Annotated in this window: 16 protein-coding genes and 1 pseudogene; all 17 read left to right on the top strand. The window is 30.4% G+C overall.

Annotated elements, in window-relative coordinates:
- Positions 1-9: 9 nt before the first annotated feature.
- The 17 genes and pseudogenes from AK212_RS04885 to comGD all read left to right on the top strand — a co-directional run bounded on the left by AK212_RS04885 (position 10) and on the right by comGD (position 13,770).
- Positions 10-900, top strand: coding sequence for a deoxyribonuclease IV (locus AK212_RS04885; protein WP_053029507.1), 891 nt, complete (start codon positions 10-12; stop codon positions 898-900).
- Between the two features lie 231 nt (positions 901-1,131).
- On the top strand, positions 1,132-1,908 hold the full coding sequence (locus AK212_RS04880) for a metal ABC transporter ATP-binding protein (protein WP_053029506.1): 777 nt from the start codon (positions 1,132-1,134) through the stop codon (positions 1,906-1,908).
- A gap of 62 nt (positions 1,909-1,970) precedes the next feature.
- Positions 1,971-2,833: pseudogene (locus tag AK212_RS04875) on the top strand (metal ABC transporter permease).
- The gene (locus AK212_RS04870) at positions 2,820-3,236 is read left to right on the top strand and encodes a Fur family transcriptional regulator (RefSeq protein WP_053029504.1); all 417 of its coding nucleotides are present in this window, start codon (positions 2,820-2,822) and stop codon (positions 3,234-3,236) included. The pseudogene AK212_RS04875 and the gene AK212_RS04870 overlap by 14 nt, the downstream one beginning before the upstream one ends.
- 306 nt (positions 3,237-3,542) lie before the next feature.
- The gene (locus AK212_RS04865) at positions 3,543-4,142 is read left to right on the top strand and encodes a superoxide dismutase (protein ID WP_037558187.1); all 600 of its coding nucleotides are present in this window, start codon (positions 3,543-3,545) and stop codon (positions 4,140-4,142) included.
- Between the two features lie 127 nt (positions 4,143-4,269).
- Positions 4,270-6,315, top strand: a complete 2,046-nt coding sequence (locus AK212_RS04860) for a peptidoglycan D,D-transpeptidase FtsI family protein (protein ID WP_053029503.1) — start codon at positions 4,270-4,272, stop codon at positions 6,313-6,315.
- Between the two features lie 116 nt (positions 6,316-6,431).
- Entirely contained in the window at positions 6,432-6,581 is a 150-nt protein-coding gene (rpmG, locus tag AK212_RS04855) for a 50S ribosomal protein L33 (RefSeq protein ID WP_011275661.1), read from the top strand.
- Positions 6,582-6,807: 226 nt separating this feature from the next.
- Positions 6,808-7,344, top strand: coding sequence for a 5-formyltetrahydrofolate cyclo-ligase (locus tag AK212_RS04850; protein WP_053029502.1), 537 nt, complete (start codon positions 6,808-6,810; stop codon positions 7,342-7,344).
- Positions 7,345-7,362: 18 nt separating this feature from the next.
- Positions 7,363-8,820 carry a rhomboid family protein gene (locus AK212_RS04845; protein WP_053029501.1) on the top strand — a complete coding sequence of 486 codons (1,458 nt, stop codon included), beginning with the start codon at positions 7,363-7,365 and terminating at the stop codon, positions 8,818-8,820.
- Positions 8,804-9,007 (top strand): YqgQ family protein, encoded by a 204-nt coding sequence (locus AK212_RS04840; protein WP_053029500.1) that lies wholly within the window; start codon positions 8,804-8,806, stop codon positions 9,005-9,007. The genes AK212_RS04845 and AK212_RS04840 overlap by 17 nt, the downstream gene beginning before the upstream one ends.
- Positions 9,004-9,990, top strand: coding sequence for an ROK family glucokinase (locus AK212_RS04835; protein ID WP_053029499.1), 987 nt, complete (start codon positions 9,004-9,006; stop codon positions 9,988-9,990). The genes AK212_RS04840 and AK212_RS04835 overlap by 4 nt, the downstream gene beginning before the upstream one ends.
- Positions 9,990-10,313, top strand: coding sequence for an MTH1187 family thiamine-binding protein (locus tag AK212_RS04830; protein WP_053029498.1), 324 nt, complete (start codon positions 9,990-9,992; stop codon positions 10,311-10,313). The genes AK212_RS04835 and AK212_RS04830 overlap by 1 nt, the downstream gene beginning before the upstream one ends.
- A 1-nt stretch (position 10,314) precedes the next feature.
- A complete protein-coding gene (locus AK212_RS04825; RefSeq protein WP_053029497.1) occupies positions 10,315-10,941 on the top strand; it encodes an MBL fold metallo-hydrolase in 627 nt (208 codons plus the stop codon).
- Positions 10,942-10,992: 51 nt separating this feature from the next.
- Entirely contained in the window at positions 10,993-11,967 is a 975-nt protein-coding gene (comGA, locus tag AK212_RS04820) for a competence type IV pilus ATPase ComGA (protein WP_053029496.1), read from the top strand.
- On the top strand, positions 11,939-13,003 hold the full coding sequence (gene comGB / locus AK212_RS04815; protein ID WP_053029495.1) for a competence type IV pilus assembly protein ComGB: 1,065 nt from the start codon (positions 11,939-11,941) through the stop codon (positions 13,001-13,003). The genes comGA and comGB overlap by 29 nt, the downstream gene beginning before the upstream one ends.
- A 13-nt stretch (positions 13,004-13,016) precedes the next feature.
- Complete coding sequence (gene comGC, locus AK212_RS04810) at positions 13,017-13,337, top strand: competence type IV pilus major pilin ComGC (protein ID WP_053029494.1); 321 nt, start codon at positions 13,017-13,019, stop codon at positions 13,335-13,337.
- A complete protein-coding gene (comGD, locus tag AK212_RS04805) occupies positions 13,318-13,770 on the top strand; it encodes a competence type IV pilus minor pilin ComGD (RefSeq protein ID WP_244881412.1) in 453 nt (150 codons plus the stop codon). Before comGC ends, comGD begins: the two co-directional genes overlap by 20 nt.
- Positions 13,771-14,010 lie beyond the last annotated feature (240 nt).

Genomic DNA, 14,010 nt, shown 5'->3' with positions numbered 1-14,010 from the left:
GTGAACATCATGTTAATTGGATCACATGTATCAATGAGTGGGAAAAAAATGTTAGAAGGCTCTGCTGAAGAAGCGCATAAATTAGGTGAATCAACATTTATGATTTATACAGGTGCACCTCAAAACACGCGACGAAAAAGCATTGAAGATCTAAATATTGAAAAAGGCCACGAAGTTATGAATAAATATGGTTTATCTAATCTAGTGGTTCATGCACCATACATTATCAACATTGCAAACACTACAAAGCCCGAAGTTTTTCAGTTAGGTGTAGACTTCCTTCAAAATGAAATAGAACGTACACAAGCACTTGGTGCCAAAGACATCGTTCTGCATCCAGGTGCCCATGTTGGTGCTGGTGCTGAGAAGGGCATTCAACAAATTATCAAAGGGTTAAATGAAGTTTTAACTCATGATAATGATGTGCGTATTGCATTAGAAACTATGGCTGGAAAAGGTTCTGAAGTAGGACGCACGTTCGAAGAAATTGCTCAAATCATTGATGGTGTCACACATAATGATCGATTATCAATCTGTTTTGATACATGTCATACTCATGATGCAGGGTATAATATCAAAGATGATTTTGATGGCGTATTAAATGAATTTGATAAAATTATTGGTTTAGACCGAATAAAAGTGGTTCATGTCAATGACAGTAAAAATGAACAAGGTGCGCATAAAGATAGACATGAAAATATCGGTTTCGGACACATTGGTTTCGATGCACTTAATTATGTAGTGCATCATGATGCTTTTAAAGATATTCCTAAAATTTTAGAAACGCCTTATGTCGGTGAAGATAAGAAAAATAAGAAAGCACCTTATAAATTTGAAATTGAAATGTTAAAGGCACAACAATTCGATTCTGAGTTAAAAAATAAAATTCTTCAGCAATAGTTGATTTTACTGATTTGTAGTTAGCGATAGTATTAAGCATATACTTTGTCATTGCTTTATACCTAACTAACTCTAAAAATAAAACTTTATTGCTCTAGTTAGCCATATGGGTGGTACAATCAATTCTAAATGAATTTTGTATCACCCTTTTATAAACAACAAAAACAAGTCGTAAACATTACTATTTACAATATATGAAGTTAATTGTATAGTATTAAACGAGGTGAAATAATGAGCCAACCTGTATTTGAATTAAAAAACATAGATTATTATTTTGAAAATAAGCAAGTATTAGATAACATCAACATTCACATAAATAAAGGTGAATTTTTGGCAATTGTCGGCCCTAATGGCGCTGGTAAGTCAACTTTACTTAAAATCATATTAGGATTACTGCCTTTACAAAAAGGCGAAATATATATTGATGGCAAATCATATAAGAAGCAAAATCAATCGGAATTAAAAATTAGTTATGTTTCACAAAAAGCTACAGCTTTCAATGCTGGATTTCCAGCTAGCGTTAAAGAAGTTGTTCTCAGTGGACTTACAAAAACGAAGAAGTTATTTCAAAGATTCAATAAAAAGGATGAAGCATTAGTTGATACCGTATTAACGAGATTGAATATTCAACATCTTATCAATAAAAATATTGCAGAACTTTCAGGTGGACAACAACAACGTGTATTAATTGCTAGGGCATTAATATCTAATCCCTCCGTACTTGTATTAGATGAACCTACAAATGGTATCGATGCTAAACATGTTAGTGAATTCTATGAAACACTTGAGCAATTAAAGCATGAGGGCATTACAATTATACTAGTTACTCATGATATTGGTGTTGTAGCAGATACAGCAACAGAAGTAGCATGCTTAAATAAACATTTACATTTCCATGGATCGACTGAAGAATTTAAAAAGTTAGATGAAGTTGAAATTTCGAAAATATATGGTCATCCCGTTAAATTTGTAGATCATCAACACAATAGAGAATGTTGCGAAGCTTAAAATTTAATATATTAGGAGTTTAAAAATGAACAGTTTTATCAAACAAGTTAGTGGTGATATCCATGATTGATGTGTTATTAAATTTTGACTTCATGAGATATTCATTACTTAGTGGGATTTTAATAGGGTTTATTGCACCTTTGATTGGTGCTTTTATTGTTGTAAGAAGATTATCTTTGATTGCAGACGCATTAAGTCATGTCACATTAGGCGGCATTTCCTTTGGTATGTTTGTATTGACTTTATCACCTGCACTCGCTATTATCAATCCAATGTGGTTTGGAATATTATTTGCCATTATAGGTGCAATACTAATCGAAAAGTTAAGAACATCATACTCTAATTATCAAGAGATTGCTATTCCTATTATTATGAGTGCTGGGATAGCGCTCAGTGCCATTTTCATCTCCCTTGCTGACGGATTCAACCAAGAGATCGTAGGCTTATTATTTGGTTCAATAAGTGCAGTAAGTCTTAGCGATTTATTAACGGTTGTCGTTATTGCTATAGTTGTCGTGTTATTCATCGTATTATTCTATAAAGAACTATTTATTCTTTCATTTGATGAAGAGTATAGCAAAGTTATAAATATTCCCAAATGGATTCAATTCCTATTTATAGTTATCGTTGCTATGGTTATTTCAGCTTCAATGAGAGTCGTTGGGATTTTATTAGTCAGTGCTTTAATAACATTACCAATTGCTATAGCTATGCGAATTACTAAAGGTTTCAAACAATTAATCATTTTAAGTGTTATAATTGGTGAATTCTCAGTAATTTTAGGACTTATACTTGCATTTTATATGAATATTTCACCTGGTGGTGTTATTGTAGTACTATTAGTTTTATTATTAGGACTTACAATGTTATTCCAAAAATCAACCGTAAGACTTAAAAAGGGGAAATAACTTATGAATACAAATGATGCAATTAAAATTTTAAAAGATAACGGTTTGAAATATACAAAAAAACGTGAAGATATGATAAATATTTTTGTTAATGAAGATAAATATATCAATGCTAAGCATATCCAAAAACAATTAGATAAAAATTATCCAGGCATATCTTTTGATACTATTTACCGTAACTTACACTTATTTAAAGATTTGAAAATTATTGAAAGTACTGAATTAGATGGAGAAATGAAATTTAGAATCGCTTGCATGAATCATCATCATCATCATTTTATTTGTGAAAATTGTGGTGACACTAAAGTTATTGACTATTGCCCAATCGATCAAATTAAATCTTATTTACCAAATGTTGATATTCATACGCATAAGTTAGAAGTTTATGGTGTGTGTGAAGCATGTCAAAAATCAAAATAAATTTTAAATTAATACATTCTATAAACTAAGCAAGCCGTGAGTGGACGACGAATTGAAAAATTCTGTCCACTCCGTTTTTTTAATCTATTTAAGTGGGAAACCAATTGAAATATAGGTCAAAAGTAGGATTTATCTAAAAATGACGAAATATTGACTCGTATTATGCTTAAAAGCTACCTTTTTGAGATATATTATATAAGTAAGTTGATAATAAGCGTATTAATATTAGTTGCAAGCAAATATTTTGTTGCTTTGTTAATAACTTGTTATTATAAATGTAACGAATTTTTAGGAGGATGATTAAATATGGCTTTTGAATTACCAAATTTACCATATGCAGCAGATGCATTAGAACCACACATTGACAAACAAACTATGGAAATCCATCATGACAAACACCACAACACTTATGTTACTAAATTAAATTCTGCAGTTGAGGGTACAGATCTTGAATCTAAATCAATTGAAGAAATTGTTGCTAACTTAGATAGTGTACCTGAAGATATTCAAACAGCTGTTCGTAATAATGGTGGCGGACACTTAAATCACTCATTATTCTGGGAATTATTAACTCCTAATTCTGAAGAAAAAGGTACTGTTGTTGATAAAATTAAAGAACAATGGGGCTCTTTAGACGAATTCAAAAAAGAATTTGCTGATAAAGCAGCAGCTCGTTTCGGTTCAGGTTGGGCTTGGTTAGTAGTTAATAATGGTCAATTAGAAATTGTTACTACACCAAACCAAGATAACCCATTAACTGAAGGTAAAACACCTATCTTAGGCTTAGATGTTTGGGAACACGCTTATTACCTTAAATATCAAAACAAACGTCCAGATTATATCAGTGCTTTCTGGAATGTTGTTAACTGGGAAAAAGTTGACGAATTATATAATGCAACAAAATAATTCTGCTTTTTCAATTTAGCAAGTGGTCTCTTTATGAGGCCACTTTTTTTATGAAAATGATGGTAATATGTCTCATTTTCATATATCATTTATGAGTAAACATGTTTAATAATTGAGGTAGGTTATCTTGCTTAAAAGATTAAAAGAAAAGTCAAATGATGAAAAAATAAAGCACACAATGAATAAACGAATTAGCTTCGTATTTGGTGCTATTATAGTTATATTTGGAATTATAGTTTTAAGATTAGGATATTTACAGATTGCACAAGGTTCACATTACAGTCAATTAGTTAAAAATGACGAGAACATAACTGTAAATGAATCCGTACCTAGAGGGCGAATTCTAGATAGAAATGGAAAAGTCTTAGTAGATAACGCATCTAAACTAACGATTACATACACTAGATCTCGAAAAACAAGTCAAAAAGATATGTTAGATACTGCTAAAAAATTGTCATCTTTAATTTCTATGAAGACAAATAAAATCACTGAAAGAGATAAACAAGATTTTTGGATTCAGAAACATCCTGATGAAGTTGATACATTGATGAAAAAAGAAATGTCGATGCTAAATGAAGGTAGTATCACTCAAGATCAATATGATAAACAGTTATATAAGAAAGTCGGCGATAAACAAATTGAAAGTTTATCAAAAAAAGACTTACAGATTTTAGCAATTTATCGTGAAATGGCTGCTGGTTCTACAATGAATCCACAAACAATTAAAAACGAAGATGTAAGTGAAAAAGAATATGCTGCAGTATCACAACAGTTAGATAATCTTCCAGGTGTCAATACAACAATGGATTGGGATCGTCGCTATCCATATGGAGATACTTTGAGAAGTATATTTGGAAGCGTCTCTACGTCAAGTGAAGGTATTCCTAAAGAATTAACTGAACAATATTTAGCTAAAGGCTATTCTAGAAATGACAGAGTCGGAAAATCTTATTTAGAGTATCAATATGAAGATATTTTACGTGGTAAAAAGAAAGAAATGAAATATACAACTGATAAATCTGGCAAAGTTATCAATTCTGAAGTCATCAATCCTGGATCTAGAGGTGATGATTTACAATTAACAATCGATATAGATTTACAGAAAAAAGTTGAATCATTATTAGAAAATCAAATTAAAACGTTACGTAGCCAAGGTGCTAAAGATATGGATAATGCGCTAATTGTGGTCCAAAATCCTAAAAATGGTGATATTTTAGCAATGGCAGGAAAACAAATTGATAAAAATGGTAATCTTACTGATTATGATTTAGGTAACTTTACCGGCCAATTTGCAGTTGGATCTTCTGTCAAAGGTGGAACTTTACTAGCAGGATATCAAAATAACGCTATAAAAGTAGGCGAAGAAATGATAGATGAGCCATTGCATTTCAAAGGCGGATTAACTAAGCGTTCATACTTTAATAAAAATGATAAAGTTAGAATTAATGATAAAGAGGCTTTAATGCATTCATCTAACGTTTATATGTTTAAAACCGCACTGAAATTAGCTGGTGATCCTTATTATAGTGGTATGGGCTTACCTTCAGATATAAAGGAAGCTGGTCAGAAATTAAGAAAAGGGTTAAACCAAGTTGGATTAGGTGTTAAGACAGGTATTGATTTACCGAATGAAACAATAGGTCAAATTGAACCCTTAACCAATAATTCAGGAAATTACCTTGATTTGTCAATTGGACAATATGATACGTATAGTCCAATCCAGTTATCACAATACGTTTCTACAATTGCAAATGATGGATATAGAATCCAACCACATATAGGTTTGGCAATTCATGATGCTACAAATAGTGATGATATCGGTCCAGTTAAACAAAAAATTAAAGGCAATGTCTTAAACAAAGTAAATAATTCAGAAGATGAAATTAAAGAAGTACAAAAAGGATTTGAAATGGCATTCAATGAAAAAGATGGAACAGGCTATTCAAGTTTCCACAAAACAAAAGTACCTTCTGCAGGGAAAACTGGTACTGCCGAAGTATTCCAAGATGGTGAATCAAGAGTTAATTCAACTTATATAGGTTATGCACCAATCAAAAATCCTAAACTATCATTTTCAATTGTTTACACGAATCAACCCGTTCCACCACCATGGTTAAATGGTGGAGATTTAGGTAGAGACGTCATTAATTATTATTTTGATGATAAAAAGTAACTCATTCACTTTTAATTGATTGAAATTATTAATGTATAAAAAATAATACTTTTCAATTATTGTACTAAGTGGTATGATAATAAAGTCGTATTTAGAAAAGGTAAGGAGGATTTAACATGCGCGTAAATGTAACATTAGCTTGTACAGAATGTGGAGATAGAAACTATATTTCTACTAAAAACAAAAGAACTAATCCTGAACGTGTTGAAATGAAAAAATATTGTTCACGTGATAATAAACACACTTTACACCGTGAAACTAAATAATAGCTAACAAAAGCTTTATTAAAATAATTTAAGGCTACAATGCAAATTTGTAGTAGCTAACTAAGCTGATAAGAACTTGTTTAGAGTTTTTATCAGCTTTTATTACTTTAAGGAGGCAAGACAATCATTCATAAGAATGCCGTCTAGCTCCTTTTTTATTTCATCTAAATGACATCACCTTTTAATAACGTTATAATATATATAGTGTTAAAAGGGTGGGGATTTTATGAGTAAAAAAGAGATTAGAAAAGATATATTATCTCGAATGAAACAATTAAACAAAGAACACAAACAACATGCAGACACTTGGTTAAAAAATCAATTGATTAATAGTCAAGTATATAAAAATGCTAATAGGATAGGTATTGTCTTATCTATGCCTCATGAGGTTGATACATACCCAATTATCGAATCAATGTTAGCTGAAAATAAACATGTCTTCGTTCCTGACACAAACTATAAGTTGAAAGAAATGAAGTTTAAAGAAATATTATCTTTTAATAGTCTTGAAAAAGATGAAAAAGGCTTATTATATGTTAATGAAGATACTGAAATCACTGATAACCTAGATTTGATAGTTGTTCCTGGTGTAGCATTTAGAAATGATGGCTATCGTATAGGCTATGGTGGGGGATATTATGATCGGTTTTTAAGTCAGTCTGAAGCTAGTACTGTTAGCTTACTCTATGACTTGCAACTATCACAGTTCGATATTGAGTCTCATGACCAACCTGTTGACGAACTAATCATCTTTAATACTTAATTATATTTGGAGGAATTAATGGATACAGAAAAATACTTCTGGAAGTCTATCTATTATTTTATTAAATATTATAACTTTGACTTTGTTAATATTGATAAAAATGATAGTGAAGTCTGGCTAATACATAAAAAAAAGAATACGCTAGCGATATTTAGAAAAGAGATCGTCTCTAACCAAGAAATTCAGTTTGATAAAGCGAAAATGATTGATAATTACAAGCAATTTGAAAATGAGCTTAATTGCAAACTAAAAAACATTAATTACTATTATTTTACTGAACAAGCATTTCAGTATGATGAATTCGCTGAATCTAGTCCAATTAAAATAGATTGTGTACGCATCGCTAATAACAATGATTTACACAAATTGATTCATCAACACTTATTAACTAAGTTATTATTCAAAAAAGATAACAAGCTTTCTACTTATTATAAAAGGCGCGTATTATCAAATAATCCAATTGATAAACATATGTTACGTTTCACCCCAATGACATATGGCTTAATCACAGTCAATGTATTGATATGGTTAATTATGATACTCTATTTAAACCATTTTTCAGACGTTAAATTATTAGATTTAGGTGGTTTAGTACACTTTAATGTCGTTCATGGCGAATGGTATCGACTGATTACCTCCATGTTTTTACATTTTAATTTTGAACATATTTTAATGAATATGTTGTCATTATTTATTTTCGGGAAAATTGTTGAATCAATCGTTGGTCCATTGAAAATGTTAGGCATATATATTATTTCTGGTTTACTTGGTAATTTTATATCCCTATCATTTAATATTCATACTGTTTCAGTTGGAGCGAGTGGCGCAATTTTTGGTCTAATAGGCGCTATTTTCGCGATGATGTTTGTTAGTAAGACGTTTACTCGAAAGGTAATTGGCCAAATGTTAATCGCCTTATTAGTGTTGATAGTCTTATCATTATTTATGTCTAATATTAATATAATGGCACATCTTGGCGGATTTATTGGTGGCGTTTTAATTACCTTAATTGGCTATTATTTTTGGACAAATCGAAATTTATTTTGGGTTTTCTTAATTATATTACTTGTTTTATTTGTAGCTTTACAAGTAAGAATTTTTACTATTAAAGAACAAAATATATATGATAAATTAATCGAAGATGCCATCTTAGATTATGATTATAAAGAGGCTAGTTCAATCGTTAATCATACGATTGATAAAGGTTATGATGATGATCGAACTTATTATTTAAAAGGATTAATAACCGCTACAACAAGTTCAAGAGCAGAAGGAATGGCAGATTGGGAACGCGGACTAAAAAATCATCCTAATTCCGGTCTTTTAAATTATGAATTGGCAATAGCTAATAGAGCGCTTGATGATAATGAAAAAGCACTCACTTATGTAAAAAAAGCTTTAGCTATTGATTCGAATAATAATAATTATCAAAATTTAAAAAAAGAGTTGGAAAAGACAAATGAATCGAGAAATTAATAATTTCTATGATGTATTACAACTTCTGAAACGTTATGGTTTTATAATTTATTTTAAAAATCCAAACGATATGTATGAAATGATGTTACAAGAAATCAAATCATTACATCATTACGAATTATTATCTAAAGATGAATATCTAAAATGTATTTTACTAATTAACCAAAGAAGGAATGAGCATAAATGAAAAATATTATTTTAGCAGCTGATATTGGTGGGACAACTTGTAAACTTGGTATATTCGACGGTGAGCTTGAGCAACTACACAAATGGTCAATCAAAACAGATACGTCTGACCATACGGGTAAAACCTTATTAAAGAATATCTATGATTCATTTATAGAAACACTTGCAACACATCAATTAAATATCGATGATGTGATCGGTGTCGGGATAGGTGTGCCTGGTCCTGTTGATTTCGAAACAGGTATTGTTAATGGGGCAGTCAATTTACATTGGCCTGGAAATGTTAATGTTCGTCAAATATTTAGTGAATTTGTTAACTGTCCAGTTTATGTAGATAATGATGCTAACGTAGCAGCCTTAGGAGAAAAGCATAAAGGTGCAGGTCAAGGTGCTGATGACGTCGTTGCAATCACTTTAGGTACAGGTTTAGGTGGCGGTATTATCTCAAACGGTGAACTTGTACATGGTCATAATGGTTCTGGCGCAGAAATAGGTCATATCCGAACTGATTTTGACCAACGCTTTAATTGTAATTGTGGTAAATCTGGTTGTATAGAGACCGTTGCCTCAGCTACGGGAGTTGTTAATTTAATTGATTTCTATTATCCTAAATTAACATTTAAATCATCAATATTACCGTTAATTAAAGAAAATAAAGTGACAGCTAAAGCTGTATTTGATGCAGCTAAAGCAGGAGACCAATTCTGTATTTTTATTACTGAAAAAGTTGCAAATCATATTGCATACTTATGTAGTATTATTAGCGCAACAAGTAATCCAAAATATATTGTTTTAGGTGGTGGTATGTCTACTGCTGGATTAATTTTAATTGAAAATATTAAAACAGAGTATCACAACTTAACATTCACTCCTGCTCAGAAGGATACAGAAATTGTACAAGCACAACTAGGTAACGACGCTGGCATCACTGGTGCAGCAGGACTTATTAAAACATATATACTAGAAAAGGATGGTGTTAAATAATGGCAATTGTCGATGTTGTTATTATTCCAGTTGGAACTGAAGGTCCAAGTGTTAGTAAATATATTGCAGAAATACAAATGAAGCTTGAATCATTTAAGCAAGAAGGTAAAATTGATTATCAATTAACACCTATGAATACACTTATTGAAGGTGATCTAAAAGACTTGTTTGAAGTAGTACAAGCAATTCATGAATTACCATTCAACAAAGGTATAGATAGAGTATGCACAAACTTGCGAATAGACGATAGACGAGACAAAACACGTAAAATGAACGACAAATTAAAGTCTGTGCAGAAACATATCGATAAACAAGGAGAATAATATGAGAATCTCAAGCTTGAGTTTAGGATTAGTAGATACTAATGCGTACTTTGTCGAGAATGAAGACAGCGTTATTTTAATTGATCCGGCTGGTGAATCAGATAAAATCTTTAAAAAATTAAATCAAATTAACAAGCCATTAAAAGCAATTTTATTAACACATGCGCACTTTGATCATATTGCAGCTTTAGATGAAGTAATTAATAAATATGATGTTCCATTGTACATGCATAAAGAAGAATTCAGTTTTCTGACTGATTCTGAAAAAAATGGTTCTGCTAAGTTTAAACAGTATGGTATGCCTTTAATCACTAGCGAAGCCAAACCATTAGAATTAGACGAAGGAAAACATCACATTGCTGATTTTGAGTTTAATGTACTTCATACACCTGGTCATTCTCCAGGAAGTTTGACGTATGTGTTTAAGGAATTCGCAGTAGTTGGTGATACTTTGTTCAATAATGGAATTGGACGTACAGATTTATATCGTGGCGATTATGAAACACTTGTTGATTCAATTAAAGATAAATTATTTGAATTAGAAGGTGATTTACCATTATTCCCTGGTCATGGCCCGTATACAACTGTGGATGATGAACAGTTAAATCCATTTTTAGATGGACAATAAAATAAAGTAATTTCTTTTCCTCCTACGTTTATATATGTAGGAGGTGTTTTTTTGAAGTTACTATTCAGAGAAATTGTAAATAAGGCCATTTCAAAAAATGCGAGTGATATACATTTCATCCCTTCAGTAGATGAAGTACATATTAAATTTAGAATTAATGACTCACTTGAACTATATGAAACCTTTAACTTAGATGTATATCAGAAATTACTCGTATTTATGAAATTCAGATCTGGTTTAGATGTTTCTTCACAACAAATTGCTCAAAGTGGTCGATATACCTATCAAGCTAAATCTACTTACTATTTAAGAATTTCAACTTTACCATTATCATTAGGGCTAGAAAGCTGTGTAATAAGGATAATCCCTCAATATTTTAAAGCTAAGAAAGAATATAAAGCGTTTGAAGATTTTAAGCATTTAGTAAATAAGAAGCAAGGTTTAATTTTATTCACTGGTCCAACAGGATCTGGTAAAAGTACATTGATGTATCAGATGGTGCTACACGCTTATAAAGAACTAAATTTGAACGTCATCACTATTGAAAACCCGGTAGAACAATTACTTAAAGGCATTACTCAAGTATCCATTAATAAAAAAGCAGGAATTGATTATGTTAGTTCATTCAAAGCAATATTGAGGTGTGATCCAGATATAATTTTAATAGGGGAAATACGAGATGCTGAAGTAGCTAAATGTGTAATTCAAGCAAGTTTAAGCGGTCACCTAGTTCTATCGACAATGCATTCTGCTAATTGCAAAGGCGCTCTATTAAGGTTAATTGAAATGGGAATTTCAAAACAAGAATTAACGCAATCTATCAATATTATTTCAAATCAAAGGTTAATTACAACAACACAGAACGAACGACGTCTAATTTGTGAAACGATTGATAGGCATCAAATTGAATATTTTTTTGATCATAAACAAACTTTACCGCATAATTTTAATGATTTAGAACATCAATTAAATTTACTATCCAAAGAAGGAACGATTTGTGAAGATACTGCAAACAAATATTTTTAATTTTCCATCAAAGAATTTAACTAGTGCTCAAATGATACATTTACTAGAAACGCTGACGAACTTATTAAAAAGTGGGTTTACATTACTTGAAAGTTTTGAATTTATCAATCTATATTTTAAATACAGCGATAAAGAATTAAATAATAAAATTATGACATCTATTAAAACAGGTAAAACATGCTATGATATTTTACAATTAATAGGTTATCCTAATTCAATCACCACTCAAGTATATTTTTCACAAAAATATGGAACTCTAGAAGATGCTTTAGAAGAGTCTATAAAATATATGAAAACGAACTTATCTGCAAAACAAAAAGTGATTAAAGCTGTTCAATATCCATTGTTATTATGCGCCGTTTTCATGTGTATGGTTGTTGTTTTGAATTATACTGTAATCCCTCAATTTGAACAATTATACGTATCTATGGATGTCAATTTATCATTTTATCAAAGATTTTTAACATCTATGATTACCTCTTTACCAACAATTATCTTTATAAGTTTCATCATCTTACTTATAACGATTTCATCGTTCATCATCATTCTATTTCGCTTGAATACCTCCAAAAAAGTACTTATTTTATCGTCATTACCATTAATCAACAATTATTATAAAATTTTTAAAACGTATCAACTCTCTAATGATTTAAGTTTATTTTATAAGAACGGTGTGAGTTTACAGGACATCGTTACAACTTACTTAGCTCAAAAAGAGAATGACTATTTAACTTATCTTGGAGGGTTTCTAATGGATAAAACTAATAATGGCGTTTCTTTAGCAAATAGCTTGGCTATGATGCCTTGCTTTCAAGATGACTTGATTAAATTTATACAGCAGGGAGAAAAAAGTGGCAAATTAGATGTTGAACTAAAAATTTACGCAACTATACTAATTGACCGATTTCAGGAAAAATCTGTCCAACATACTAAAGTGATTCAACCCATTATTTTTCTATTCTTAGGCATATTCATTGTTAGTTTGTACTTAGTTATAATGCTACCTATGTTTCAATTAATGCAAAATATTAAATAATAAGGAGTTTTATATGAAGAGAACCGTTAAAAATATGAAGAAGTTAAAAGCCTTTACACTTATTGAAATGTTATTAGTATTGCTCATTATTAGCGTTCTATTAATATTAATCATTCCCAATATTGCTAAACAAACTGCTCATATACAGTCCACAGGCTGTGAAGCACAAGTAAAAATGGTAAATAGTCAGATAGAAGCCTATACTCTAAAGCATAATCGTGCCCCAACTAATATAAATGAACTTGTTGCAGAAGGTTTAATAAAAGACGGACAAAAACAATGTCGCTCTGGAGAAACTATATCTATATCAAATGGTGAGGCAATTGCGAATTAATAAATTGCCTGGATTTACACTACTTGAAACATTACTCACTTTAATTATTTTAATCATTTTCTTAAACATTTCCCCATATATTTATAAAACAAATCATTTAAATTTATTTGAGAGTAGATTAAAAATCAATAATATTATTGCTCAATTTGAATATCTTAAATCAAAAGCAATTGCCGAAAATCAATCTATCACAATAGTACTTAATAAGAATGCTTCAGAAATGAAAGTGATAGAACAGAACGGAAAAAAGTACACATTAAGTTTATTTGGAGCAAAGATAACCTCTGTTGCAAAAGTACAAACACTCACATTTAATAATGAAGGGAAAATAAATCATTTTGGATCAATTATTTTGAAGTATAAAACACACTTTTACAGAATAATTTTCCATATAGATAAAGGAAGGATACGTTTTGTCAAATTATCAAGTTAAAGGAAGTCTATTAATTGATAGTTTATTTAGTTTTATGGTGATGTCAGTCATCACTTTAACTTTTTTGCCACTATTGCAACAATTCAATGTCAATTTGCGAAACCAATACGATATGCTAGATATGAAACATGCAATCATGACTAGTCATAAATATTACAGCCTTAATGAACTAAAAAAAGGAATTAACATAGGGAAATATGAAATTAAACTTTACAAAAATACGATATGTAATAACAATAA

The organism is Staphylococcus borealis (genome assembly GCF_001224225.1).
GTDB classification, from domain to species: domain Bacteria; phylum Bacillota; class Bacilli; order Staphylococcales; family Staphylococcaceae; genus Staphylococcus; species Staphylococcus borealis.
The sequence above is the reverse complement of the archived record's forward strand: the minus strand, read 5'-3'. Positions and strand labels throughout refer to the sequence as shown.

Bases quoted from the DNA above. Each gene is read 5' to 3' on its own strand.
- AK212_RS04885 (WP_053029507.1), top strand. From the start codon at position 10: ATGTTAATTGGATCACATGTATCAATGAGTGGGAAAAAAATGTTAGAA.
- AK212_RS04880 (WP_053029506.1), top strand. From the start codon at position 1,132: ATGAGCCAACCTGTATTTGAATTAAAAAACATAGATTATTATTTTGAA.
- AK212_RS04870 (WP_053029504.1), top strand. From the start codon at position 2,820: ATGAATACAAATGATGCAATTAAAATTTTAAAAGATAACGGTTTGAAA.
- AK212_RS04865 (WP_037558187.1), top strand. From the start codon at position 3,543: ATGGCTTTTGAATTACCAAATTTACCATATGCAGCAGATGCATTAGAA.
- rpmG (WP_011275661.1), top strand. From the start codon at position 6,432: ATGCGCGTAAATGTAACATTAGCTTGTACAGAATGTGGAGATAGAAAC.
- AK212_RS04850 (WP_053029502.1), top strand. From the start codon at position 6,808: ATGAGTAAAAAAGAGATTAGAAAAGATATATTATCTCGAATGAAACAA.
- AK212_RS04845 (WP_053029501.1), top strand. From the start codon at position 7,363: ATGGATACAGAAAAATACTTCTGGAAGTCTATCTATTATTTTATTAAA.
- AK212_RS04840 (WP_053029500.1), top strand. From the start codon at position 8,804: ATGAATCGAGAAATTAATAATTTCTATGATGTATTACAACTTCTGAAA.
- AK212_RS04835 (WP_053029499.1), top strand. From the start codon at position 9,004: ATGAAAAATATTATTTTAGCAGCTGATATTGGTGGGACAACTTGTAAA.
- AK212_RS04830 (WP_053029498.1), top strand. From the start codon at position 9,990: ATGGCAATTGTCGATGTTGTTATTATTCCAGTTGGAACTGAAGGTCCA.
- AK212_RS04825 (WP_053029497.1), top strand. From the start codon at position 10,315: ATGAGAATCTCAAGCTTGAGTTTAGGATTAGTAGATACTAATGCGTAC.
- comGC (WP_053029494.1), top strand. From the start codon at position 13,017: ATGAAGAGAACCGTTAAAAATATGAAGAAGTTAAAAGCCTTTACACTT.